Source organism: Pontiella agarivorans (assembly GCF_034531395.1).
Taxonomy (GTDB): domain Bacteria; phylum Verrucomicrobiota; class Kiritimatiellia; order Kiritimatiellales; family Pontiellaceae; genus Pontiella; species Pontiella agarivorans.
Genome location: NZ_JARVCO010000010.1, coordinates 1,164,790 through 1,190,856, shown reverse-complemented (window position 1 = coordinate 1,190,856; position 26,067 = coordinate 1,164,790). Strand labels below are relative to the sequence as shown.

Below are 26,067 nucleotides of genomic sequence, written 5' to 3'. Positions count from 1 at the left end.
GAAAATTATGCATGAAACCATCACCGCCCTGCTGGGCGAAAAACCGGTATTGATTGACGGAGCGTGGGGAACAGAACTCCAAAAACAGGGCCTGAAACCGGGCGACTCACCGGAAGCGCTGAATCTTGAAAAACCGGAAATTGTCGAAGCAGTCGCTAAAGCCTATGTCGATGCCGGCAGCCGCATCATTATCACCAACACCTTCGGCGGAACCCGCTTCACACTCGAACGCCACGGTCTCGCCGGCCGGGTGGAGGAAGTCAACCGGATCGGTGCGGAATGCTCGAAAAAGGCCGCCGGTGATCGCGCCCTCGTTTTCGCCTCCATGGGGCCAACCGGAAAAATGCTCATGATGGGCGACGTTACAGAAGAGGAACTTTTCAACGCATTCTCCGTTCAGGCCAAAGCACTGGCGACGGGCGGAGCAGATGGACTGGTGATAGAAACCATGTCGGATCTTGAAGAAGCAAAAATTGCACTCCGGGCCGCGAAAGAAACAGGCCTTCCGGTCTGCGTTTCGATGGTCTACGACGCCGGTGCCGAGCTGGACCGCACCATGATGGGAACCCCTGTTGAACAGGCTACGGAAGAATTAACCGCGGCCGGTGCGGACATCATCGGTTCAAATTGCGGACAGGGCATTGCCGGATTTGTGAAGCTGGCCGAAAAAATGAAAACGACGACCGACCGCCCCGTCTGGATTAAAGGCAATGCCGGATTGCCCGAAATGAAAGATGGAAAAGCGGTGTATAAAACCACCGCCGCAGAATTTGCCGCATTCGCCCGCCCGCTGGTGGATGCCGGCGCCGATTTCATCGGCGGATGCTGCGGAACGGATCCGAATTTCATCCGCGCTCTGAAAGCCGCCTTCTAAAAGACAATTCCGTAAAAAAAAAGCCGGAGCAGCAATGCCCCGGCTTTTTTTTCCGTTTTCCAATGACTGGAAAATCAGCCATCTTTGTGCTCGTAGATATGCACATCGCGCTGCGGATACGGAATAGAGATTCCGTTCTCGTCGAACTTTTTCTTGATCGCTTCCGAGGTGTCAAAATAAACACCCCAGTAGTCCGCCGCTTCAACCCACGGCCGCACGACAAAGTTCACACTGCTGTCCGCCATTTCAGACAAAGCAATCTGCGGAGCCGGATCTTTAAGAATCCGGTCATCAGCCGCAATAATATCTTCCAAGGTCTTTTTAGCTTTATCAATATCATCGTCATATCCGATTCCAGCAACAATTTCGATACGGCGGGTGCCGTTCGCATTGAAGTTGGTAATAACACCGCTCATGACCGCGGAGTTCGGAACGATCAGCTTTTTGTTATCCGGTGATTTCAGAATCGTGGTGAAGATACCGATTTCCTCAACACCGCCCATAGCACCGCCGGCTTCGACAAAGTCACCCAGCTTGATCGGTTTGAAGAGAATCATCAGTACACCCGCTGCAAAATTCGCCAGCGAACCCTGAAGCGCCAAACCGATCGCCAGGCCGGCGGCACCGAGAACCGCAATGAAGGACGCCGTTTTGACATTAAGCTTTTCCAGCGCGGCAATGACCACAAAGGCTTTCAATGCGAAATGTAGCAAACTGGCCAGAAACGACGTCAGCGTTGGATCAACATCCCTTTTCTGCATCAGTTTCACGACGAAGTTTTTGATCACTTTTGCAATCCACATCCCGATAATGATTACGAGCAGGAAAGTGATAATTTTCACGCCCCATTCCAGACCAATCGTCTGCACCTGCTCCATCAACGAACTGGTATCGTTTTGTACTGCTACCACTGCATTTGTATCCATGGTAATAACTCCCATTAATTCATGACTGCGCCTGCCGCACTCATTTATGATGGGAATTATAGAAACATGAGCAAAGCACGCAAGAATATAAATTTTCCAACACCTGGAATAACTCTCACCACTCCGCGCTTAGACCTTTTCGCGACCTTTGAATTCTGTATTATTCTGTTTTTCAATGGAGGCCCCCCCATGCACCGCATCAAACCGATCGCAATCCTTTCAGGACTCACCCTGCTTCTCATCCTGTCTGTGCAGTCCGTTCAGGCGAAAAGCACACTGTGGAAAGCTACATCCGAAAAAGGCACACTTTACCTACAGGGATCTGCCCATGTGCTGAAAGCCGACAACTATCCCCTTGCCCCGGCCATTGAGCAGGCCTACTCCAACTCCACCGCCCTTGTGCTGGAGGTGGATATGGGCGAAATGCTGTCGCCCAAAACCCAGCAGCTCATCATGAACATTGCCATGCTGCAGCCGACCGACACCCTGAAAAGCGTCCTCGCTCCGGAAACCTATCAACAGCTCGAATCCGTGGCCGCCGATGCCGGCCTGCCGCTGGCCGCCGTTCAGCAATTCAAGCCCTGGTTTGCCACCATGACCCTCACCATCATGAAGATAAAAAAAATGGGGCTCGACGAAAGCCTCGGGCTCGACCGCTATTTTTATGAAAAGGCCAAAGCGGACGGACGAAAAGTGATCGGACTCGAATCCATCGATTTTCAGATTTCTCTGTTCGACAGCCTGTCCGAGGAAAATCCTAACGAATTTGTACGGCGCGCACTTATGGAACTGGAGCAGCTCGAAAACGATTTAAACCGCCTGCTCACCGCCTGGGAAACCGGCGATTTCCAGACCCTGGAAACTCTGATCAACAAAAGCTTCAAGGCGTATCCGGAACAGTACAAAAAATTCATCACCAACCGGAACAAGGCCTGGGCCAAAAAACTGTCTGCCATGGCCGGAAAAGATGAAACCTACATGGTTGTCGTCGGGGCCGGCCACCTGCCCGGCGATCAAGGCGTTATCAACCTGCTCCGTAAAAAAGGGTTCATCGTCGAGCAACTGTGACGCCGCTTGAGCAACGGGGAGATGCAGAACCGGCGCGCCGCGTCTAAAACATCACCCCTCAAATTCTGCAACCACAAACGTGTGGTCGGAAGGTTTCTCCATTTTTCGCGGTTCCAGATCCACGTCGCACGCCAGGCTCTTTTCCGTGAGCGAAGCGGTGGTCAGCACATAGTCGATACGCCAGCCCATATTGCGTTCTACAGCATTTTTCACGCGGTAATCGAAGAAGGAATAAATCTCTTCATCCGGATGGTGCTTCCGAAGCAGATCGGTAAACCCGAACGAACAGACATCAAGAAACGCATTGTGCGCATCGATGTGGTAGCATGGATCATTTTTCTTGCCCGCCGGGTTATTTACATCAATCGGCTCCACCGCAATATTGATATCGCCGATCCACGCCAGCGGCTGATCGGGGGAATATTCCGCCTCGAACATTTTTTTCAGCCGACGGTACCACCCCAGCTTATATTTATACATCACATGATCAATCGCCCGGCCCTGCGGCACATACGTATTCACCACCGAAACCCCGTCCACCACCGCCCGAATCAGACGCGTCTCATCCGCCGGCCCGCCGTCATCAAAACCAAACCGCACCTCCTGCGGCTCGCTTTTGCAGATCAGCGCCACGCCGTTGTAGGATTTCTCCCCTTTAAACGCCACATGGAAACCGGCATCGCGAATCGCCTCCAGCGGAAAATCCTCATCCTGACATTTGGTTTCCTGAATCCCCAGAATATCCGGCTGATGGTCTTCCAGCCATTGGAGCAGCATCGGAAGGCGGGACCGGATGGAATTCGCGTTAAACGTGGCAATTTTCATGTTTTTATTTCCGTTAATTAAAATTGTACGCGCGATGAAGTCGGATACACTCCAGCCTGTCAAGAGGGATTAAACAATGAAGAGAGCACGGCTCCCATTATCTGTATTCGGCACAGCTATTCTGGCGCTTACACTGGCATCCTGCAAAGCAGCGACGCCCGAAGTAACACGCACCAGCCCCGCCGAAATTGCCTCGGAAATACGTGCTTCAAAATCGCTCACCATGGTTCACATCTGGGCCACCTGGTGCGCCCCCTGCCGAGACGAATTTCCGGAGTTGATACAGGTAATGAAGGCATATCCCGAACTGGATGTGCTGCTTGTGTCCGGCGACGATCCCAACGACCTGCAGGCCGTAACCCGTTTTCTCATTGAAAACGATTCGCCCGTCGGCAGCCGTGTTTCAACCCAGCTCAATCAGGATTTCATCGAAACCTTTTCGCCCGACTGGTCTGGCTCACTGCCTGCCACCTTTTTCTATTTCAACGGAAAACTTGTCCAGGAATGGGAAGGAAAACGATCCTTTGAAATATATCAAACAACCATCGAAACCTTGATCAATAAGGAAAGGAGATCACATGATTAAATGTTCAACGACTGCAATTCTGCTCGCTGCGGGCATCGCCACCTCCGCGGCGGCACTGGAAATCGGCAACGAAATTGTCGCCACGCATGTGAAAATGCAGAGTATCGACGACGCCACCCTCACCCTCTCCGAGCTGAAGGGCGGAAAAGGTACGCTCGTCGTGTTCTCCAGCAGTCGCTGTCCGGTAGTGCTCAGCTGGCAGAAAACCATGGTCGACATCGGCAACACCTATTCCAAAAAAGGCATCGGCGTTATTTTCATTAATTCCAATGATCCCGACGCAAAGGGCGATACCTTTGAAAATATGAAAAAAATGGCCCGGGAAGAAGGCTATCAATTCCCCTTCCTCGCCGACTCCTCTTCCGAAGTTGCCCGCAGTTTCGGCGCCACCAAAACCCCGGAAGTTTTCCTTTTTGATGCTGACGACAAACTCGTCTACAAAGGTGCCGTCGGGGAAGGCGGTCGTTCCGTGGGCGATGAAATCTGGCTCAAAGATGCACTCGATGCTCTGCTCGCCGGCGAAGAAATAAAAAAACCGGTCACCAAATCCATCGGTTGCGGCATCGATTTCCGCCCGTAAAATTACAGCCCCCGGAAACGCCGCCCGAAACTGCTGAGGGCGGCTTTTTTTATGGATTGCCTCACCCGCCCGAATCAGGGATAAAGAGCGCTGTTTTTCCAATGGGTGGAAATTCCGGAATTTGAAGTACAGAAAGCGCAGTCATGAGCGACGAAATCAAAACCACAAACTTTATTCACGACATCATCGACGCCGATATCGCCGAGGGCAGACACCAGACCATCGTCACCCGTTTCCCTCCCGAGCCCAACGGCTACCTGCACATCGGCCACGCCAAAGCCATCACGCTCGATTTTGGCACCGCCTTGAAATACGGCGGCCGCTGCCACCTCCGCTTCGACGACACCAATCCCGAAGCCGAAGACATCGAATACGTTAATGCCATTCAGGAAGACATCAAATGGCTTGGCTTCGACTGGGGCGAGCACCTCTACTGGGCCTCCAACTATTTCGACCGCATGTACGAACTCGCCGTCGCCCTCATCAAAAAAGGCAAGGCCTACGTCTGCCACCTCTCCTCCGAAGAATTCAAAGACTACCGCGGTGCCCCCACCGAACCCGGCAAAGAACCGCCCGGCCGGAAAAATTCCATCGAGGAAAATCTCGCGCTTTTTGAAAAAATGAAAAACGGCGAATTCGAAGACGGCGCCTGCGTCCTGCGCGCCCGCATCGATATGACTTCGCCCAATCTTCACCTGCGCGATCCGGCCATCTACCGCATCAAACGCGCCCATCACCACAACACCGGCGACAAATGGTGCATCTATCCGATGTACGACTTCGCCCACTGCATCGAAGACTCCATCGAAGGCGTCACCCACTCCATGTGCACTATGGAATTCGAGGTGCACCGCCCGCTCTACGACTGGATCCTCGAAGAACTCGATGTCTTCCGCTCGCATCAGTTTGAATTTTCCAAACTCAACCTCACCTACGTCGTGCTCAGCAAGCGCCGCCTGCTCCAGCTCGTGAACGAAGGCTATGTCACCGGCTGGGACGATCCGCGCATGCCCACGCTCTGCGGCATGCGCCGCCGCGGTTTCACCGCCGATGCCATCAAAAAACTGTGCGAAGTCGTCGGCTGTACCAAATATGAAGGCATCACTGAAATCGAACTCTTCGAATCGATTATCCGCGATGATCTCAACGAGCATTCCCTGCGCGCTATGGCCGTCGTCGATCCGGTCAAAGTCATTATCGAAAACTATCCCGAAGAGCTCGAAGAGAATTTTGAACTGCCCAACCATCCGCAGCAGGAAGAACTCGGCACCCGTACAGTCCCCTTCTCCAAAGAACTATGGATTGAACGCACCGACTATATGGACGACGCTCCCAACAAATTCCGCGGCTTCACCGTCGGCCGCGAAGTCCGCCTGCGCGGAGCCTACCTCGCCACCTGTAATTCCGTCGAAAAAGATGCCGACGGCAACGTCACGGTCCTGCACTGCACCTACGATCCGGAAACCAAAGGCGGCTCCGCTCCGGACGGGCGCAAAGTGCGCTCCACCATTCATTGGGTTTCCGCAAAACATGCTGTCGATGCCGAAGTCCGGCTCTACGACCGCCTCTACACCGTCGAAAATCCGCTGGGCGACAAAGAGAAAGATTTCAAGGATTTCATTAATCCCGATTCGCTCGAAACCATCACCGCCAAACTGGAACCCATATTGGCGCAGGCCGCCCCCGGCACCCGCTTCCAGTTCGAACGGGTCGGCTATTTCTGCGCGGATAAAGATCACACCCCGGAAAGCCCGGTCTTCAACCGCACCCTCACCCTCCGCGCCCCGCGGAAAAAATAACGCAGACGATATTTCCAGCTCCGTTGAACACCATTGAACAGCAACGGAGCTGGATGCTTCGGCTGTATTTAAAACGATGAATCCGCTCCGCAAAGTAAAACTCGATCTGCCCGGCGCGCTCTATCTGCACAGCATGCCCGGAAAAAAGGAGCCGCTTGCCGAATGTTTCCAGGCCTTGGAAAAGGCTTCGGTTGATTACATCGTCTGCCTGAATCCCATGGAGGAAATTCAGGCAAAATCGCCCGACTATGCCGAAGCCGTCAAAAACAATACCCTGCCCTGCGGTTTCATCCATTTTCCCATCGGAAACGGCGGCGTACCGGAGGACACGAAAGCATTTTTAAACCTGGCCCGCGAAACGGCCGAACAGCTTAAAAACGGATCCAGCTTCATGATCCACTGCAAAGGCGGCGTCGGCCGCACCGGCACGCTGGCCAGCTGTATCGTCGCGGCCCTCGGCCAATCCCTCACGCTCGTCACCGATGCCGGCGGCAAAGCCGAATCCGAACAACAGCGCAAACTGATCGCCTCCCTGTAAAAGATCCGGCATAAAAAAACACAGATTCACACGGAATAAAATCCGGGTTCATCTGTGTTTAGCCATGACTGAATTATCGGATATTAATCATTATCCGGATCGTCCGGAAGAATGATGTGCAGCACCAGGTTGGCAATCATGCCGACAAGTGCCGACAGCCCGATGCCCTTCAGCTCCACCCCCGCAATGGAGAACGACACCCCGCCCAGACCACAAACCAGAATCAACGCCACAATCATCAGATTGCGGCTGCGGTTAAAGTTGAGCTGGGCATTGGAGATGGTGCGGATACCGACCGAAGCAATCATACCGAACAGAATAAAACTCACCCCGCCCATTACCGCCACCGGAATCGTCCGCAGGAACGCGCCGACCGGGCTGAAAATACCCAGCAGAATGGCTACACCCGCAGCAATGCGGATGACCGACGGATTATAGTTTTTGGTTACGGCCAGCACGCCGGTATTTTCAGAATAGGTCGTATTCGGCGGACCGCCGAACAGCCCGGAGACCATCGTGGCCAGACCGTCGCCCAGCAGCGTGCGATGCAGACCGGGCTTTTCAAAAAAGTTTTTACCAACCACCGCACCATTGGTGGTAATGTCGCCGATGTGTTCCATCACCGACACAATGGCAATCGGCATAATCGCTGCAATCGCCCCGGCGCTGAATTTCGGAAACGTGAAGTTCTCGGCACCGATAAAGAGACCGGAACCTTCCGTGAGCGCCGAATAGTCCACCCGCCCCAGCGCCGCAGCCAGGGCATAGCCGACAAAAATCCCGATCAGAATCGGAACCAGTTTAAAGAACCCCTTCATAAAGCACGAAACCGCGATGATCGTCAGGATCGCGACCCCGGAAAGCAGCCAGTCCGACGAGGCCATACCCACCCCGATCGGAGCCAGAGACAACCCGATCACCATAATCACCGGACCGGTGACCACCGGCGGAAAAAGACGTTTGATAATTCCTGCCCCGCCGAGTCGTACAATCCCCGCCATGATGACATACACCAAACCGGCGCAGATCACACCGCCCAGCGCTTCGGGCAACCCGCTGCCGTCCTCGCCGGCCACGGCCTTGATCGCGCCGATAAAAGCAAAGCTCGAGCCCAGGAATACCGGAACGTTACCGCCGGTCACTCCATGAAAGATAAAGGTGCCGATCCCCGCCGCCAGTAGTGCGACACTCGGATCCATCCCCGTCAGTGTCGGCATTAAAACGGTTGCCCCGAACATGGCAAACACATGCTGGATGCCCAAAATCAGTTTTTTGGACGTGTTAATTTCGTGCATTTTTTAAACCCCCTGTAAAGTTGCGCGGCATTCTACACATTCCAACACACCGGAAAAGCCCGCATCACAAATTCTGAACCCGCATAAGCTTGACGACCATTGTCGCATTTTGGAATCTCGCCCCCTTTGAATTACATAAGGATACTCCGCAACATGACAACAGAAAGCTCCGCGTTCGATCCCGTACCGTTTGTCTCGAAAGACCTCGGCATTTCCGCCCGTCAGGTCTCGGCAGTCGCCAAACTTTTTGCTGAAGGCAACACCGTGCCCTTCATTGCCCGCTACCGCAAAGAGGTGCACGGCAACCTTGATGAAGTGCAGATCTCCGATATTCAGGAAAAGCTTTCTTACTACAACACGCTCGAATCCCGCCGCCAGACCATCCTCAACTCCATCGAGGAACAGGGCAAACTCACGGATGACCTGCGGCTGAAAATTGAGGAGTGCCAATCCAAAACCGGTCTCGAAGATCTTTACCTGCCCTACAAACCGAAACGCCGCACCCGCGCCATGATCGCCCGGGAAAAAGGTCTGGAGCCGCTGGCCGACCTGATCCTCGAACAGGGCGCTTCCGGCGACGTCGAAGCGGAGGCGGCCAAATTCATCAACGAGGAAAAAGAAGTCCCGACGCTGGAAGACGCACTGCAGGGCGCGCGCGACATCGTTGCTGAATTCATCGCCGAAAAGGCGGAAGTCCGTGCACTGATCCGCGAGGCCTATTTCAAGAGCGGCTCCATCATTTCCCAGCCGGCCCTCTCATCCGAAAAAGATGAAAACTCCAAATATAAAGACTACTTCGATTTTTCGCAGCCGATCGATGCCATCCCGTCGCACCGCTACCTCGCCATCCGCCGCGGCGAAACCGAAGGCGTGCTGCGCCGCAAACTGAGCATCGATGCCGAACCACAGATCGAACGCATGAAAGAGCTGACCCAGGCCAACCCGGCGTCCCCGTTTTTCCAGGAGTTGGAAAAAGCCATTCACGATGCTTACAAACGCCTGCTCACCACCAGCGTCGAAATCGACGTATCGGTTGAAATGAAAATGAAAGCCGATCGTTCGGCCGTTGAGGTCTTTGCGAAAAACCTTCGTAACCTGCTGCTGGCAGCCCCGTATGGCGAAAAGGCCGTAATCGGCATCGACCCCGGCCTGCGTACCGGCTGCAAATGCGTGGCCCTCGACGCCACCGGAAAATATCTGGACACCATCACGATCTATCTCGGCCAGGGCGCCGAAAAAGAGAAGCAGGCCAAAATCAAACTCTCGGAATTTATCGAAAAATTCCCGCCGCTCGCCATCGCCGTCGGCAACGGCACTGCCGGGCGCGAAACCGAAGCCTTCGTCAAATCCCTGCTCAGCGAAATGAAGCAGAAAATTTCCGTGGTATCCGTCAGCGAAGCCGGTGCCTCGGTCTATTCCGCCTCGCCGATTGCGCGCGAAGAATTTCCCGACCTGGACCTCACCATCCGCGGCGCCATTTCCATTGCCCGCCGGCTGCAGGATCCGTTGGCCGAACTTGTAAAGGTCGATCCAAAATCGATCGGCGTCGGTCAGTATCAGCACGACGTCTATCAGCAGCTGCTCAAAGATAAACTCGATGAAGTGGTCGTCAGTTGCGTAAACCACGTCGGTGTGGAACTGAACACCGCCAGCGCCCCCCTCCTTTCCCGCGTCGCGGGCATCGGCGACAGCCTCGCCAAAAAAATTGTGAACTACCGCAACGAACACGGCGCCTTTAAATCCCGGGAAGAACTGCTGAAGGTTTCCGGTCTCGGGCCGCGCGCCTTCGAACAGGCCGCCGGATTCCTCCGCGTACGCGGCGGAGAAAATCCGCTCGATGCCTCCGCCGTCCATCCGGAACGGTATGCTCTCGTTCAGCAGATTGCAGCAGATCTGGGCGAACCGTTGGAAAAAATGGTCGGCAACGTCGAGGTTGTGAAAAAGATCAAGATCTCAAACTATATTTCCGACGACGTCGGCGAGCTGACGCTGAAAGATATTATCGACGAGCTGAACAAACCGGGCCGCGACCCGCGGGAACAGTTTGAAGCCGTCGGCTTCCGCGAAGACGTCATGACCATGAACGACCTCAAGGAAGGCATGGAACTGAAAGGCATTGTCACCAATGTCACCGCCTTCGGCGCCTTCGTCGACATCGGCGTACATCAGGACGGATTGGTGCACATTTCACAGCTCTCCGACCAGTTTGTGAAAGATCCGGCCGATGTTGTGCAGGCGGGCGACCGCATCGAAGTCCGCGTCCTCGAAGTCGATCTGAAGCGCAAACGCATTTCCCTCTCGGCTAAAAAGAAAGGCGCCCCGAAAAATTCCAATGATCGGAAAAAACCGCGCGGCAACCCGAGACAGAACCCGCGCCGGAATCCCAATCAGCAGCAGAAAAACCGCGACTCCAAACCCCGCGGCTTCGTGAACAATCCGTTTGCCGATTTGTAGCCCAACCCGCCGCGCCCCCGGCACATAGTTTGACCCCTGCAGCATCCCGTGCCACTATGTACGTTGGATGCTCAGGATTCAGGTGGAGGCTGTTATGCGCGGATGGGAATATCTTCAGGACAATCTGTTTACACTGGCGGCCATGGCCGTGGCTTTCGTTGTGGCGGGCGGAATCATTGCCGGAGCGCACTGGTTGCTGCTGGGCCGGAAAAAGAATATGGAACAGGCCCGTCTCTTCCCCCGGCAGATCGCCATGCTGCTGGTGATTCTGTTCTGCACCATCGGCATCATCCTGGTGCTGCCCGTCAGCGAATCAGCCCGCAATCAGCTGATCGGCCTGCTGGGCATTCTGCTCTCCGGGACCATCGCCTTTTCCTCGTCGTCGGCCATGACCAACCTGATTGCCGGTTTTCTGCTGCGCATAACGCGTCCCTTCCGCATCGGCGATTTCATCCGGGTGCAGGACCACTTCGGCCGGGTATCCGAGCTGGGCCTGTTTGACACGGAAATTCAGTCCGAAACCCGCGAACTGATTGCCATTCCCAATGCCGTATTGGTCCGCCATCCGGTGGCTACCACGCACAGCGCCGGAGCCATTGTTTCGGCCACGCTCTCCCTGGGATACGAACTCGACCATACGCGCATTCAAGACCTGCTGGGCCGGGCCGCCGGGCGCAGCGGATTGAAAGATCCGTTTATTCACATTATCGAACTGGGCAACTTTTCGATTTCATACCGGGTGTCCGGTGTGCTCGAAGAAGTGAAGGGTATGATCACGGCCAAATCCCGCCTGCACGAGGCCATCCTCGACACCCTACACGGCGAAAATATTGAAATCATGTCCCCTGCCTATATGAACCAGCGCCGGCTCGGCGATGAGCAGAAAGCCGTGCCCCCGTCCATCACCGCCGATACCCCGTCGGCCGCCCCCGCCGCCGAGGATATTATTTTCGACAAAGCCGAAGAAGCCGCGCAGCAGGAAACCGAAAAAGAAACCCTGCTCAACCACATTGAAGATTTGCAGCTGCAGGCCAAGTCCGCCGAGGGCGAAGAAAAAAAAGTGCTGAAAGCACAGATTCAGGCCGGCACCGAACGCCTGGACGCACTGAAAAAAGCGCCCGAAAACGAAACCCCCTGATCGGCAGGACTATTCTTTAGCAGCGGCCTCTGCCGCAGAAACCGCGGCCCAGGCATCAATCAGACCCGCGCCGGTGCGGCAGTCCTTGCCGGCAGGTCCCGTATCCTTCGCGGTCGCCTCCATCAATTCCTGAATCCGCCACGCCTGCAGCTCCGGTGCGGCGGAGAGCATCAGCGCCGCCACTCCCGCAATATGCGGACCGCTGAATGAGTTGCCGCGGCGCTGGCTGCCATAATCTTCGCCGGCAGGCCCGAGCTGCGGATAACCGGGGCCGGGAAATGCACAGACATCGGGTTTAATCAGGCCCTCCGGCAGCGGATGATCGCCATAGAACTTTACCGTCCCCCACTCTACGGGACCCAGCGAGCAGAACCCCGGCACCTTCAGCGACCGGTCCACTCCGCCCGCGCCGATAACACAGGGAATCCCTTCCGGAATACGAATCTGTTCCGGAATCTCCGCCGACTGCTGAAAATTTCCGCAACCGGAAACCAGCACCAGCCCCGCACAGACCGCATGCTCCGACATCAGCCGCCACAATCCGCGCCCGTCACCCAGGCCGGGAATGCTGAATGACATGCTCAGAACATCCGCCCCGTGCTCCAGAGCATATTGATAGGCATAGACACCGGCACCCGCCAGCAGCATCAGCCGCGCCCGCGGTGCGACGCCCGTAATCGTCCCACCGGAACCGTCACCCGCCACAATGCCCGACGTCACGGTGCCATGATGATGCTTCGCCGTGAGGGCGCCGACTTCGCAGGAACCGGTTCTGAAATTATAGCCGTAATAATCGTCGACCAGCCCGTTACCATCGTCATCTATTCCATTGCCGGGCGTTTCGCCCGGGTTGGTCCAGAGGTTCCGCCGCAGGTCCGGATGGGTATAATCCACGCCGCCTTCGAGCATCGCCACCACCACACCCTCACCGGCATTCTTTTTCCGGGCCCAGACACGCGGCGCCCCGATGGCTTCGAGGTTCCACGGCACATTGCGGCCCTTCACGCTGAACGGCTCGCGTTCCGCCGGCACCACTGCTTCCGAGAGGCGGCCGGACCTTTTCGGGGGTAATCCGGCGAACCCCCGATAGACATATTTCACCTCATCCAGCGCGGCGATTTTTTCAATCGTGCGCCGCGGGAGCTGCACCGTAACGGCATTGACGATCCAGTGCCGCTCCGCATTCGCCCGGTCCGCGGCTTTGAGCACGGCATCCTGTTCGCCGTTTTCCGCGATCGCTTTCAGCCGGGTAATCACCGCCGCGCGCAACTCCGTCCGGCCGCGCGATTCGTGGTCCGCACAGAACCGCCCGAATCCATCCGGGGGCTCGAGCAGCTGCGTGCGGCACAGGATGGTTACACGGACGGACTCCGCTTTCCCGAAACGGGCCCGGACCTGCGGATCTATTTTTGCCGAAAAATCCGCGGCCGCGACCGACCGAAGCAGGCACAGCGAAATCATAACGGCGATAAAATACCGGACCGTCATACCGGACATCCCGGGCCGGGAAACGAAATGAAAAACGGCTGTTCAGGCCGAAGAAACAAACGCTCGGTGAGGTTCGCAGGGGAGGACACGTTCATAGCGACACGTGTAATGGACCCCGGTTTTTTTGTCAAGATGAGGCGCCTTCGGACCACGCTCGAAAAAGAAAATATGTATCAACCATACGCATTTAATACTTCACAAGGGAGGGCTTGACCTCTTCCCGACTTCAGCTACGCTCCCCTTAACGAGCAGGCGATCCGGCCGCTCAAGGCATTAGAAATCGCTCATTTCTTCAACATAAGGAGATCAACATGACCAACAGAAGCCTTACCGTATTTCTCCTGTCGTTTCTCTTCACCGCTCCGCTGCGCGCCGGGATCTCCAACGGCACCTCTTCCGCCGAGGTCGATATCACCGGAAATGCCGCCCAAGCGCCGTACGAGGTCTCCTTCAGCGCGGACGACATCGGCACCGACAGCGCGTGGATCGAAGATACGCTCCAGCTGGAAGACCTCTCCGGCAGTGACGGCGTGCAGGCCGACGTCACCTTTATCCTCTCCAATCAAACGGTCCTCGTAACCGACACCGGGGTCGACTACCGCGTCACCGGAAGCGGTCTGACCCGCTACCACATGGACGCACGCGACGGCCTGGATCAGCCGCTTCCCAACACCGCGGTCTTCATCCTCAGCAACGATCCGGGCAACGAGTCCATCCGCGCCTTCACCGTGACCGGTCCAAACACCCCCTGCCGCCTCACCGGCACCATTCTGGGCGAAGACCTCTTCACCGAAATCACCCTCATTCATCACATCGGCGACGATCATTGGGAAACCGTCCGTACAGCCGCCCCTGAGACCGTCGATGGCGGAACCGGCGCGTTCGACCTCTACGCCATCCTCGCGCCCGGGGAATACCGCATCCGCGCCCGAATCCACGGCACCATCGCCAACAACGACACCGTCTACGAAAGCAGCTATACCTACGACCTTCAGGTCGGGGAACTGGCGGCTGGCGAATTCACCGACGACCGGATCGGCACCGATGCCGTGGATTCCCCGAAACTGATTCCCGTTAATGCCGCCATTCAGTCCGAGAACGATCTCGGCAACGGCACCACCGAGGTCGTGATCACCGTCTCCCTGCAGAATGATTCGCTGTGCCCCTGGGCCGGCGTGGAAGTAAACATTCCCGCCGCCTTCACCGGCGGCCCCGACATCGTTCCAGATCCCCTTCCGCTGCAGTTCGAAACCCTTCCCGCCCAGGCAACCACCGCCCCCGAAACCGGTGAGAACCTCACCGTGATTGTACCGACCGCAGATCTCACCGCCTTCCGCACCTCCATCCTCAACCACTCCCGCTTCACCACCAGCGGCAAAGAGCTCTGGGTCTTTCTCTATCCCGTGTTCATCGCCGACGCCAAACTGTCCAGCACAGGCAGCATTCCGGAAACACTCACCTACAGTACACCGCCGCCTTTTTCCGCCGGCACGCTCATCATCGAAGAGGAGAGCATCTACGCCGTCCCGCCGAAAATCGTCAATCAGACGCCCGTTCTCGAGATGTTCCAGGGCGTGGACCGTCTCCTGCCCTTCCTCGTCTCTGAAATTGGAGAAATGGGCTACCAGACCTACGGCCTCTCCGGTCAGCAGGTCCCCCTCACCGATGTCGTCAAACACGGCACGATCCGAAATACCGCCATGGTCTCCATGCCCAGCGGTCTGGAGACCACCCACGAGGCCGGCGGGCCCGTCGTACCGAACCACCGGCCCATCCATTTCAACCGCATCAGGATCAGCGATGCGATCGAGCTGAGCGGATCATTCTTCCTCACTCCGGGACCGTTCAGCGTCGCGCTCGACATCGAGAACCGCACCCTTCAGCGCTTCGAGGTCACCGCAACCGTGAATGCAGAGGCCAATCTCCTGGTCGAAACCAAAGGGGCCGCCGACAACACCGGCGATACGCTCTTTCAGCAGCAGAAAGAGCTCCTCTCCTTCGATCTCTTTTCGATCGTGCTCCCCGCCGGATTCCAGCTCACCCCGGAAATCTCGATCGCAACGGGGGCTTCTGTGCAGGCGCCCTCGGGTCTGTCCGTGCCCCTAAGCTCCTCCCTCCAGGTCACCTTTAACGCCGGGGTTGAAAACGGCGTGCCCTTTTATGATTCCGAAGTCACCGATTTCCCGACCGAGGTCTCCACTCCGGCCATCTACCGCCAACTCGAAGCCGCCGTGGAAGCCTGGCTCTCTGCCCAGATCAAATGCGGCATCGCATTCGGCGGCAGCACCGCCGAAATCGGCCCCACCTTCGGGATCCAAATCAGCGGCTCCTGCACCAGTGCCCCCGCCAGCAGCCCCTGGTGGTCGCTCGACGGCGACCTCGACCTCCGCGCCGGCCTCGAGCTCGACCTGTTCAACCTGATCACCATCGCCGATGTGGAACGCACCATCTTCACGCAGCCGCTTTTCCACCTCGAAGCCGATGGGGCTGCGCTCGCAGCCGCGGCCGCCGTTACGCTGCCCGACAATCCCGGCATGCGTCCCCTCGCCGGCGAACAGACCCGCTGGGCCCGCGTCCTCCAGACCGAAACCGCCCCCGCCGATTCCGCCATCGGCGCCTTTGTTCTTCCCCTGACCGGCAGTGATGACTTCATCGCCGGCTGCGGAGAAACCTTCGACGGCGACCTCAGCCGGTTCGGCCCGGACGGTGAACTGAAGTGGAGCCTCGATACCTATCCCGCCCCCGTCATTTCCGCGGTGGCTGAACCCGACGGATCATTCACCGCACTCAGCGCCGGATTCTCCCGCATTCACCTGGGGCGTTTCGACAGCAGCGGCAACCGCCTCTGGGCCGTGACCGACAAAATCGACTCCATTACCGGCAATGATACCCGCCGCATCGTCCGCGGCGAATCCGGCACCGGTGAACCTGAATACTATGTCCTCAGCAGAACCCACCAGGACTTCCGCAAACCGAGCGTTATTAAATATGACGGGAATGGAGACCTCCTCTGGGCCAAGCTCTACACCCCCGACCCGCCCGGCGGTGAGGGCTCCTCCTGCGAGCTCAGCGACTGCCTCGTCACGTCCGACAGCAACCTCGTCTTTATCGGAACAACGGACGCCGACATCCGCTCCGGCGAAGGGCCCCTCAATACGGTGAACAGCACCGACAACGGACTCGTGGTGAAGATTGACGGCCAGACCGGCGCGGTGATCTGGTCCATTCTTCTGGCGCACGAGCGCATCCCGCAATACAACGCCATCGCGGAGGGGCCGGACGGCAGTCTCTACCTCGGCGGCAGCCACGCCGTGACCGTCCTCGACGACCTGCCCTCCATGCTGGTCACCAAACTGGATGCCGACGGCACCCTCATCGACTCTATTCTGATCGGCCACGACAAGAGCCTCGACGGCGACAGCCGCTATGACCTCATCGATCCGCTGCCGGGCGACGGAACAACGCCCTACGATATCATCCGCGACATGCGCTGGGCCGACGGTGCCCTCTGGATCGGGGGACAAATGGGCATCTACAACAGCAGCACGTCCTTTGCCACCGGCACCTCCGCGTTCACCGCCCGCCTCACCGCGAAACTGGGCGTCACCCGCTTCGCGATTCATGCCGGCCCCCATTACGACCAGATCGGCGCGCTCGGCGACGGCGGCGACGGACTGATCGCAGTGGGCACCACCCGTTCTTTCCTCCCTTGGCCGTACGGGGCCGAAGACCAGACCGACAATACGCCCGACGCCCGTCTGGTGATGAAGATCCCGTGGGAAGGCCTTATGCGCTTCCACGAAAGCACCCCCGGCGCGCAGCCCGATCCCGACGGAAGCGTTCCCGATGCAGGAACCTACTTTGTCTTCCCCGCGACGTATCCGGGCAGCATCCTGTCCACCTTCTCACACGCCGTCCCGGCTCCCGATCCGGAAGACCCCGACGAGCTCGTCTACTTCGACACGCTTCCCCTGATCGTCACCAATCTCACCCTCACTGCCGAGACGCCGCTGGCCGCTCCCGTGTTCGTCACGCCGATCGCCCACCACGCCCTCGAGTCCGTGCCGGCGGAGACGATCGATTCCTATGCCGACTACCTCGACTGGTATCAGCTGGATCCGGATGGCGATCTCGACGGCGACGGCCTCTGCGGGGCCTCGGAGTTTTTCTTCGGTACCGATCCGTTCAGCGCCGATGCCGCCGACGCAGCTCTGACGATCGAACCGGATGCGCAGGGCATCACGGCGCTCACCTTCCAGCGCGCTCTCCTGGCGGCGGCTGAGGGGTGGGAGGCACAGCTTGAAGCCTCCCCCGATCTCGAAACCTGGTTCAGCCTCACCAATGCCGTCTACGCCGCGGAGCCCCTGACGTCGGATCTAGAGAAACTCATCTACTCCCCCTTCTACGTGCCGGGGGAAGACCGTCGGTTCTACCGCCTCGTCAAACCGGCCGCGCCCTGAAACAGAAAAAGAAACGGGAAAGCAGAACGGAAAACAGCGATATTAATTTCAACCGCTGAGGATCAGGCGTCCTCTTCCACCATATTGCGGGCCATCAGCGCGCGGTTATAGGCCGAGATCATGTCGTGCCGGGAGATGATGCCGTAGAGCTTGCGGCCGGTTTCGCGGTCGACGACCGGAAGCTGTTCAATATTGCGGTAGCCGATCCGGCGCATCGCCGCATCCAGATTTTCCTCGGCGTAAACCGTGATCACATCCGCGGTCGCCAGCTCCTTGACCACCACCAGATCCATCAGGTTCTTTTCAAAGACCACGTCCATGAAATCCTGCACCGAGATGATGCCGGTCAACTCGCCGGCGCCGTTCACCAGCGGGAAATTCGTGTGCTGCGTCCGCTGAATGAAGTCAGCAAACTGGCCCAGCGTCATGTTCTCCGGAATGCTTTCAACCTCCGTCTGCATCACATCGCCGACCCGCAGGCTTTTCATAATATTCCGCTCTTTGCCCGCTTCCAGATCAATGCCGAGACGGCTGAGCTCTGCCGTTTCCAGGCTCTCTTTCTTCAGGTGGCGGGCAATGGCGGTGCCGATCACGCAGGTCAGCATGATCGGGATAATGACTTCATAACTGTCGGTGATCTCGAAGAGCAGAAAAATGGCCGTCATCGGCGCATGCGTTGTGGCGGCGAGAAAGGCGCCCATACCGACCAGTGCATAGGCCCCGGGCGAGATGTCGGCGCCCGGCATCAGCGTCGCCATCACATGGCCGAACGCACCGCCCGCGACTGCCCCGACAAACAGGCAGGGCGCAAAGAGTCCACCCGGCAGACCGGAGCCGATGGTGACCCCGGTGGCCACCATTTTGGCCAGCACGAGCAGCAGCAGCAGGTGCCAGGCATAATGCCCGCTGAGCACCTCGCTCATGAACTCATACCCGTTTCCGAAAACCTGCGGCAGGAACAGACCGATCAGGCCGACCAGCAGGCCGCCCAGCACCGGCTTGACCAGCTTCGGCACTTTGACGCCGTCGATGACGTCTTTGATCCGGTAAAAGAGATTGATAAACCCGACGGCCAGGCCGCCGATCATGATCCCGAGCAGCAGATAGAGTCCCAGCTCCCAGAAACTGCTCATCGCGTAAGCCGGTGCCACCAGCTCCGAACCGTTGCCCAGCAAAGCGCGGGAAACGACCGTGGCAATGCCGCTGGCGACGACAATCATGGTGAAACTGGTGACCTCAAAGGAAGAGAGCAGAACGATCTCGGCCGCGAAAAATACGCCGGCGATCGGTGCGTTGAATGTGGCGGCAACCCCCGCAGCCGCACCGCAGGCAACCAGCACCTTGAGTTTCGATCCGCGCAGCTTGAACAGCCGGCCGAACCGGCTTCCGATGGTGCCGCAAATGACCGCGATCGGCCCCTCCTGACCCGCACTTCCACCGGTGCCCAGCGTGATGGCCGCCGCCAGACCGCGTGTAAACAACGGACGAAACGGAAGCTTGGCCCCTTTCAAATTAACCGAGACCAGGAATCCGGCGAAACCGCCCTTGAGGTCTTTCCCGAACAAAAACCACATCGGGATCATCAGCAAACCGCCAATCACGGGAAACAGGATCACCAGCAATCGGCGATAGCTCCACTCCTCCAACTGAATGTCGAAGAATTCCATAGATTGTTCAACCACCAGCCAGTGAATCAACTCGATCGTTTTCCGAAACAGGTAGTTTCCCAACCCTCCGAGCACCCCGATAACCACAGCAAGCAGAACAGCAAACGTATTTTCGCTGATCTTGAACCGATACAGTATGGACCGGGTCTTTTGCTGCAGTTTACGTGAAAAAAGAATACGATGTCTTTGATTAAATAATGTCACAAAATCGGCCTGTAACCTGCGGTGCAGTGGGAGCACAAAAAGCCCTTTGTTCAATGCACCTGTGAATAGAAAATCGCTTCTCAGGTGATGGGGGCAATCGTCCCGAGAAGTCGGCCTGAAAAGCGGTTTCGTGGCGAAAGGTGTAGAGCAAACCGGCGTTTATGTCAAGAATCGGAACCGGCCTCTGACCGGCCCGGAAAAGCAAAGCGGAGCCGGTTTTAAAGCAACAGCCCCGCACGGACCTCATCGGCAAGGTTCGGGCTTCCGCACTCAGCAATCACCTTGAGCGCAAACTCAAAGGCGGTACCCGGGCCCTGACTGGTAATCAGATGGCCGTCGACCACCACAGGGTCACGTTCCGGCTGCACATTCGGCGGCAATTTCTGCTCCACCCCGGGATAGCAGGTGAATCTCTTTCCTTCCAGCACACCTGCTTCGTTCAGCGCCAGCGCCGCAGCGCAGATACAGCCGAACCATTTTCCGGCGGCATCAAAATCTTTCAGCGCCTGCTGCACTCCGGCATGCGCCATAAAAGCTTCCGTCCCCCCGAAGCCGCCCGGCAGCAGCAGCACATCAAAATCGGCGGGATCAACCAGCTCCCAGGTGGTATCGGGAACCAGCTTTACCCCCCGTGAAGCTTCAATCGTGCCGGCAGTGAGTCCCGCAACCGTAACCTCAAATTCAGCCCGGCGCAAAGTATCAATTATAATGACGGCTTCCATCTCTTCGGAGCCGTTGGCAATAGGTACCAGTACGTTCATATTTACCTCCGTTTCGTGAAGAGCGGCGAGTGAATCGTGATTGCTCACGGCTCACGCTTCACGCATCACTCAATGACTTTCTTCAACTCATCAACCACCAGATTACGCAGCGGTTCGGCAATCGGCTCATCAAAGGTTTCCTGCAGCACATCCGTGAGTTTCTCACCTTTACAGACCACAACACCGTTTACATTCATCAAATCCTCGGGAAGCCGGGTTCCAAGAAAACAAAGTACCGAGTGTACCGGCAGGTCCCCGCATCCGGCGTCATCAATATAACTCACCAGTTCCGCCGTTGCCGCCTTCACCTGTTTTAGCGGCGGACGCGACGGCTCTTTTCCGTCCGGAAAAACCAGCTTCCCATCCTTAAACTCCACCGCACCGCGCCAGTTTTTTGTCTCCACCACAAAGATCCCTGCCGGGGCCACGATGATGTGGTCAAAATTCTGTTTTCCGCCGCGCAGCCGCAGCCCGTTAAACACCGTATAATCCGCCGACAGAAACGCCAGTTCGTGGGCCACCCACTCCTCGCCCTTCGCGCCTTTCAGAAAATTCCCGAGCCGGCGGTCTCCCCACGACAGCAAAAGCGCGGTCGCCACCGCCACGAGAAAAAAGAAAACCCCAACCATCGAAACACTGAGATAGGGTTTCGGAAACCAGGCGCGCAAAAGGTAGCCGGTCACCAGGCAGATCACCAGCAACGGCCAGAATGCCCGGAGCAGGCCCAGAACACGCGGGGCCTCGCCGGGGCTGCCATAGACCCGGGCATAATTTACACTGAGCGATTCCTTCGGTGTTTCCATATGCCGAAACCATAGGCGATGCATTCCGACGTGACAACCGCGGATCTGAATAAGCTTATTTTTGCTGGCCCGAAACCGGATGGAAAGCTATGAAGATCAGCTCAAATATAAAGGAACAACATCATGGGTAACGGAAGCTGCTGTACCCCCGGCAAAAAACGGTGCGGATGCGAAGAAGGCCACCTCGGCCAACCATTTCAGCGAATTTCAACGGGCTCAACCGATGGCATGGTCCGCCTCGATGGCGGCACTTTTCTGATGGGCACTGACGATGAAATCGGCTATCCCGACGACGGTGAAGGGCCTATTCGTACGATTACACTCGCCCCCTTTTACATGGACCGATACGCGGTCACCAATGATGACTTCCGAAAGTTCGTCGATGCCACCGGCTATAAAACCGATGCTGAAAAATTCGGCTACTCCTTCGTTTTTCATCTATTACTTCCCTCCAGCCTGAAACGAACACTCGACCTGCTTGGTCGTACCGTTCAGGGCCTGGAATGGTGGTATAATGTCGAAGGAGCCGACTGGGCCCACCCCTTTGGTCCTGACTCCGATTTCCAGGGATTGGAAAATCATCCGGTCACCCATGTATCCTACCGCGATGCTCTGGCCTACTGCGACTGGGCCGGCAAACGACTGCCGACCGAGGCCGAAACCGAATATGCCGCCCGCGGAGGACTTGAAGGAAAACGCTATGTCTGGGGCGATGAACTCATGCCCGGCGGCAAACACATGTGCAACATCTTCCAAGGCAAATTCCCCGAATACAATTCCGGCGAAGACGGCTATATCGGTACCGCCCCGGTCGATGCCTTCGAGCCCAACGGATACGGCCTCTACAACATGGCCGGTAATGTCTGGGAATGGGTGTTCGACTGGTGGAGCCCCGGTTTCCACATCAGCGGTCCGCGCGAAAATCCGGTGGGGCCGGACAGCGGGGAGCGCCGCGTAAACCGGGGCGGCTCCTACCTCTGCCACGACTCCTACTGCAACCGCTACCGCGTCGCCGCCCGCACCTCCAACACCCCCGACTCCTCCACCGGCAACCTCGGATTCCGCTGCGCGCGCGACCTCTAAAAAAAAAGCGCTTCCAATCCTTGGAAACGCCTTTTTGAAACTGGTGGGACAACGCCCCTCCGTTCAAATACCAAGCACGTATTTCATGGCATCTTTCATTGTGTACAGTCGGGCCTCTTTACCCGCCACCCACAAAGCGGCCTGCAGAGCGCCGATGGCAAAAACATCACGGCTGGTGGCCCGGTGCGAAAGCTCCAGCAATTCACCGACTCCGGCAAACATCACCGTGTGGTCGCCTACAATATCGCCGCCGCGGATTGCATGAAAACCGATCTCTTTTTCAGGACGTTCGCCCGGCATACCGCTGCGACCGTCAACCTGCGCTTCTTTCAGATCCCAGCCGTAACCGTCGGCGGCGGCCTGACCCAGCATCAGCGCGGTACCGCTCGGCGAATCCTTTTTCTGATTGTGGTGACTTTCCAGCACTTCCACATCGTAGCCCTTGCCTTTCAGCGACTGCGCGCCGAGCTCAACCAGATGGCAGAGCAGGTTAATGCCCATGCTCATGTTGCCGGAAAGCACAACCGGTGTTTTTTCCGCCGCGGCATGAACCGCCGCCTGCTCTTCTTCATTCAGGCCGGTGGTGCCGATCACCCAGGCGGTGCCCCACTCCGCAATATGCGGGGCATTCCCGGCGGTTGCGGTATGCGATGAAAAATCAATAATCACGTCCGCATCCGGTCCAACCTCTTCCAGCCGGTTCGTCACGTTCACGCCGGCTGCTTTACAGCCGGCCATCACGCCTGCATCCTTGCCCTGTTCCGCTTCCCGGCGATCCACGGCACCGACCAGTTCCAGACCCTGGACTTTCTCCTCCAGAATGCACCGGATCAATGCTTTTCCCATGCGCCCGCAGGCACCTTGAATTACAACTTTTACTGACATTACAACACTCCTGCAGCTTCAAGCGTTGCCCGCAGCACCGCTTTGTTCTCATCGGTCGTGGCGCACATCGGCAGACGGTAGGTTTCCTCAATCAGGCCCTTCATCGCCATCGCCGCTTTGATCGGAATCGGATTGGTATCAATAAACAGATCATCAAAAGCCTTTGCATATTGATCATGCAGCGCCTGCGCCTCTTCATAGTTACCATCCAGTGCGGCGCTCACCAGCGCCGACACTTCGGCAGGCATGATATTGGAAGCCACGGAAATAACGCCGAGCGCACCCTCCTTAATCATTGGCAGTGCCAGCGAATCATCACCGGACAGCACTTCGATATCACAAAGTTTTTTAATATCCGTAACACGCTGCACCGAACCCGCCGCCTCTTTAACCGAAACAATATGTTCGTGCTTCGCCAGCTCGACCACCACCTCCAGCGGAATTTCCAGCGCAGACCGCCCCGGCACATTATAAAGCACCACCGGCACCCCGATATCAGCCACGGCCGAAAAATGCTGAATCAGACCGGCGCTATTCGGCTTGTTATAATACGGCGTCACCTGCAGCGTGCCGTCGACTCCGAATTCCCTGGCCGCCGCCGTCAGCTCGATCGCCTCCGCCGTGGAGTTGGCCCCCGTTCCCGCCATAATTTTTACGCGGCCGGAAGCGGTTTCTGTCACGGTTTTAATGACCTGCAAATGTTCATCCGTACGCAGCGTCGGCGACTCGCCGGTCGTACCCACCGGAACCAACCCGCTAACCCCACCGGCGATATTGAATTCCACCAGTTCTTTCAACTTTGAATAGTCTACCGATCCATCCGTCGCGAAGGGGGTCACCAACGCTGTATATACACCACTAAAAAACATAATCTTAATCTCCAAAGTTGGAGGCAATAGGCACTAGGCGATAGGCTCTAGTGATTACCATTACTTCACGCGCAGCTTTTTCACTAACGAGACGAGCATCTTTTCTATTTCAGCGCAAAGTTCAAGCGCTTCTTTAACTCCATCTTTACCGATGAACCTGAGGCGAACACTGATCTCCAGCTGCGTTATACATTCATTCAACGATCCGAGAGCTATTTGCAGAAAGCGGGTATAATCAGACGTTGAATGACGACCATACCCCTCAGCAATATTACTTGGAATTGAAACCGCTGCCCTTCTCAACTGCGATGTCAGCCCATATTGCTCTTCTTTTGGATAACCAGAAGTCAGGGAATAAACAACATCAACAAGATCCATGGCTTTCTGCCATACCACCAGATCCCTGAAACTCCTGATTTCCACGCCCATGCTATTCACTGGTGCCTAATGCCTATTGGCCTTATGCCTTAAACTCCACGAGCGCATCAAAATCCAACGTCGCGAAGTAATCATCTAATGTTTCTGCCCTGCGTATCAATTTCACTTCTCCGTTCTCGCGGAGCAGCAGCTCGGCGGAACGCAGTTTGGCGTTATAGTTAAAGCCCATCGAATGACCGTGGGCCCCGGCATCGTGAATCACCACCAGATCGCCGACCTCCGGCTCCGGGATTGCCCGGTCGATGGAAAACTTGTCGTTGTTTTCGCAGAGCGAACCTGTCACATCGCAGACAAAATCCGCCGGCGCATCTTCTTTTCCGGCCACGGTAATATGATGATAAGCGCCGTACATGCCCGGCCGCATCAGGTTCGCCATACAGGCATCGAGCCCGACATATTCCTTGTAGGTGCTCTTGCGATGCAGCACGCGGCCAACCAGATAACCGTACGGTCCGGTAATCATACGTCCGCACTCCAGGCGAATATCCAGAGCCTTCAGCCCCTGCCCGATGATCAGCTCCTCGTAGAGTTTTTTAACGCCTTCGCCGAGCGCCTCCAGATCAACCGCATCCTCCTCCGGTTTGTACGGAATACCGATTCCACCGCCGAGATTCACAAATTCAAATTCGATCCCCAGCTCACGGCTCAGTTCGCCCACCAGCTCAAACAGCATGTGAGCCGTTTCAATAAAATAGCTGACTTCCAGCTCGTTCGACGCCACCATCGTATGCAGCCCGAAACGCTTCACACCTTTGTCGCGCAAGATCCGGTAGCCTTCAAAAAGCTGCTCGCGGGTGAATCCGTACTTCGCCTCTTCCGGATGTCCGATAATTGCATTGCCGGCTTTCAGCGGCCCCGGGTTGTAACGGCAGCAAACCAGTTCCGGCAGGCCCACATGCTCTTCCAGATAGTCGATATGCGAAATATCATCCAGATTGATAATGGCATTCAGCTCCGCCGCCTTTTTGTATTCATATGCCGGTGTATCATTGGAAGTGAAAATAATGTCTTCACCGTTGATCCCGACTTCGTCCGAAAGCAGCAGTTCCCCCATCGACGAACAGTCCGAGCCGAACCCTTCCGCCTTCAGGATTTTCATCAGGTACGGATTCGGTGCCGCCTTAACCGCAAAATATTCCTTGAAGCCCGCATTCCAGGCAAACGCCGCCTTCAGGCGCCGGGCATTCTCACGGATGCCTTTTTCATCATAAATATGGAAGGGGGTCGGAAAACGTTCCGCCAGCGCCTCCAGCTCGTCCTTACTCAAGGGAATCTTTTTTTCAGCCATGTTTTTCTCCTAAAAATCAAAGGCGGGACTATACACGA

The 26,067-nt window shown here is 56.8% G+C and carries 21 protein-coding genes; 10 read left to right on the top strand and 11 right to left on the bottom strand.

Going from position 1 to position 26,067, the window contains the following annotated elements; genetic code table 11:
* Positions 1 to 7: 7 nt before the first annotated feature.
* Positions 8 to 874 carry a homocysteine S-methyltransferase family protein gene (locus tag P9H32_RS12440; RefSeq protein ID WP_322609222.1) on the top strand — a complete coding sequence of 289 codons (867 nt, stop codon included), beginning with the start codon at positions 8 to 10 and terminating at the stop codon, positions 872 to 874.
* A 74-nt stretch (positions 875 to 948) separates the two neighbouring features.
* Here the strand turns inward: P9H32_RS12440 and P9H32_RS12435 are convergent, their stop codons facing one another.
* Positions 949 to 1,800 (bottom strand): mechanosensitive ion channel family protein, encoded by an 852-nt coding sequence (locus tag P9H32_RS12435; protein ID WP_322609221.1) that lies wholly within the window; start codon positions 1,798 to 1,800, stop codon positions 949 to 951.
* Positions 1,801 to 1,989: 189 nt separating this feature from the next.
* Between P9H32_RS12435 and P9H32_RS12430 the strand changes: the two genes are divergently transcribed.
* Positions 1,990 to 2,868: a TraB/GumN family protein gene (locus P9H32_RS12430; protein WP_322609220.1), complete on the top strand. Its 879-nt coding sequence runs from the start codon at positions 1,990 to 1,992 to the stop codon at positions 2,866 to 2,868.
* Positions 2,869 to 2,919: 51 nt separating this feature from the next.
* On the opposite strand, the gene xth is transcribed toward P9H32_RS12430, so the two are convergent.
* Entirely contained in the window at positions 2,920 to 3,693 is a 774-nt protein-coding gene (gene xth, locus P9H32_RS12425; protein WP_322609219.1) for an exodeoxyribonuclease III, read from the bottom strand.
* Between the two features lie 76 nt (positions 3,694 to 3,769).
* On the opposite strand from xth, the gene P9H32_RS12420 reads away from it, so the two are divergent.
* From P9H32_RS12420 to P9H32_RS12405, 4 genes are all read left to right on the top strand, one after another.
* Positions 3,770 to 4,279 carry a TlpA family protein disulfide reductase gene (locus P9H32_RS12420; protein ID WP_322609218.1) on the top strand — a complete coding sequence of 170 codons (510 nt, stop codon included), beginning with the start codon at positions 3,770 to 3,772 and terminating at the stop codon, positions 4,277 to 4,279.
* Complete coding sequence (locus tag P9H32_RS12415; RefSeq protein WP_322609217.1) at positions 4,272 to 4,859, top strand: thioredoxin family protein; 588 nt, start codon at positions 4,272 to 4,274, stop codon at positions 4,857 to 4,859. Before P9H32_RS12420 ends, P9H32_RS12415 begins: the two co-directional genes overlap by 8 nt.
* A gap of 143 nt (positions 4,860 to 5,002) precedes the next feature.
* Positions 5,003 to 6,658 (top strand): glutamine--tRNA ligase/YqeY domain fusion protein, encoded by a 1,656-nt coding sequence (locus P9H32_RS12410; RefSeq protein ID WP_322609216.1) that lies wholly within the window; start codon positions 5,003 to 5,005, stop codon positions 6,656 to 6,658.
* A 76-nt stretch (positions 6,659 to 6,734) separates the two neighbouring features.
* Positions 6,735 to 7,196, top strand: coding sequence for a phosphatase domain-containing protein (locus P9H32_RS12405; protein WP_322609215.1), 462 nt, complete (start codon positions 6,735 to 6,737; stop codon positions 7,194 to 7,196).
* A gap of 83 nt (positions 7,197 to 7,279) precedes the next feature.
* Here the strand turns inward: P9H32_RS12405 and P9H32_RS12400 are convergent, their stop codons facing one another.
* Positions 7,280 to 8,491: a uracil-xanthine permease family protein gene (locus P9H32_RS12400; protein WP_322609214.1), complete on the bottom strand. Its 1,212-nt coding sequence runs from the start codon at positions 8,489 to 8,491 to the stop codon at positions 7,280 to 7,282.
* 153 nt (positions 8,492 to 8,644) lie between these two features.
* Here P9H32_RS12400 and P9H32_RS12395 point away from each other — a divergent pair, with 153 nt between their 5' ends.
* Together P9H32_RS12395 and P9H32_RS12390 are read left to right on the top strand one after the other, a co-directional pair.
* Positions 8,645 to 10,945, top strand: a complete 2,301-nt coding sequence (locus P9H32_RS12395; RefSeq protein ID WP_322609213.1) for a Tex family protein — start codon at positions 8,645 to 8,647, stop codon at positions 10,943 to 10,945.
* A 94-nt stretch (positions 10,946 to 11,039) separates the two neighbouring features.
* On the top strand, positions 11,040 to 12,083 hold the full coding sequence (locus P9H32_RS12390; protein ID WP_322609212.1) for a mechanosensitive ion channel family protein: 1,044 nt from the start codon (positions 11,040 to 11,042) through the stop codon (positions 12,081 to 12,083).
* A 9-nt stretch (positions 12,084 to 12,092) separates the two neighbouring features.
* Here the strand turns inward: P9H32_RS12390 and P9H32_RS12385 are convergent, their stop codons facing one another.
* Positions 12,093 to 13,571 (bottom strand): S8 family serine peptidase, encoded by a 1,479-nt coding sequence (locus P9H32_RS12385; protein ID WP_322609211.1) that lies wholly within the window; start codon positions 13,569 to 13,571, stop codon positions 12,093 to 12,095.
* A gap of 311 nt (positions 13,572 to 13,882) precedes the next feature.
* Here P9H32_RS12385 and P9H32_RS12380 point away from each other — a divergent pair, with 311 nt between their 5' ends.
* Positions 13,883 to 18,031: a hypothetical protein gene (locus P9H32_RS12380; RefSeq protein ID WP_322609210.1), complete on the top strand. Its 4,149-nt coding sequence runs from the start codon at positions 13,883 to 13,885 to the stop codon at positions 18,029 to 18,031.
* 62 nt (positions 18,032 to 18,093) lie between these two features.
* On the opposite strand, the gene P9H32_RS12375 is transcribed toward P9H32_RS12380, so the two are convergent.
* From P9H32_RS12375 to P9H32_RS12365, 3 genes are all read right to left on the bottom strand, one after another.
* Positions 18,094 to 19,902, bottom strand: a complete 1,809-nt coding sequence (locus P9H32_RS12375; RefSeq protein WP_322609209.1) for a chloride channel protein — start codon at positions 19,900 to 19,902, stop codon at positions 18,094 to 18,096.
* Between the two features lie 218 nt (positions 19,903 to 20,120).
* Positions 20,121 to 20,663, bottom strand: a complete 543-nt coding sequence (locus P9H32_RS12370; protein WP_322609208.1) for a DJ-1 family glyoxalase III — start codon at positions 20,661 to 20,663, stop codon at positions 20,121 to 20,123.
* Between the two features lie 65 nt (positions 20,664 to 20,728).
* Positions 20,729 to 21,466 carry a nuclease-related domain-containing protein gene (locus P9H32_RS12365; protein WP_322609207.1) on the bottom strand — a complete coding sequence of 246 codons (738 nt, stop codon included), beginning with the start codon at positions 21,464 to 21,466 and terminating at the stop codon, positions 20,729 to 20,731.
* 123 nt (positions 21,467 to 21,589) lie between these two features.
* Between P9H32_RS12365 and P9H32_RS12360 the strand changes: the two genes are divergently transcribed.
* Positions 21,590 to 22,549 carry a formylglycine-generating enzyme family protein gene (locus P9H32_RS12360; RefSeq protein WP_322609206.1) on the top strand — a complete coding sequence of 320 codons (960 nt, stop codon included), beginning with the start codon at positions 21,590 to 21,592 and terminating at the stop codon, positions 22,547 to 22,549.
* 63 nt (positions 22,550 to 22,612) lie between these two features.
* On the opposite strand, the gene dapB is transcribed toward P9H32_RS12360, so the two are convergent.
* The 4 genes from dapB to lysA are packed head-to-tail and all read right to left on the bottom strand — an operon-like array spanning position 22,613 to position 26,029.
* Complete coding sequence (gene dapB, locus P9H32_RS12355; protein WP_322609205.1) at positions 22,613 to 23,434, bottom strand: 4-hydroxy-tetrahydrodipicolinate reductase; 822 nt, start codon at positions 23,432 to 23,434, stop codon at positions 22,613 to 22,615.
* On the bottom strand, positions 23,434 to 24,303 hold the full coding sequence (gene dapA / locus P9H32_RS12350; RefSeq protein ID WP_322609204.1) for a 4-hydroxy-tetrahydrodipicolinate synthase: 870 nt from the start codon (positions 24,301 to 24,303) through the stop codon (positions 23,434 to 23,436). The genes dapB and dapA overlap by 1 nt, the downstream gene beginning before the upstream one ends.
* A 60-nt stretch (positions 24,304 to 24,363) precedes the next feature.
* Entirely contained in the window at positions 24,364 to 24,732 is a 369-nt protein-coding gene (locus P9H32_RS12345) for a four helix bundle protein (RefSeq protein WP_322609203.1), read from the bottom strand.
* A gap of 31 nt (positions 24,733 to 24,763) precedes the next feature.
* Positions 24,764 to 26,029: a diaminopimelate decarboxylase gene (gene lysA, locus P9H32_RS12340; protein ID WP_322609202.1), complete on the bottom strand. Its 1,266-nt coding sequence runs from the start codon at positions 26,027 to 26,029 to the stop codon at positions 24,764 to 24,766.
* Positions 26,030 to 26,067 lie beyond the last annotated feature (38 nt).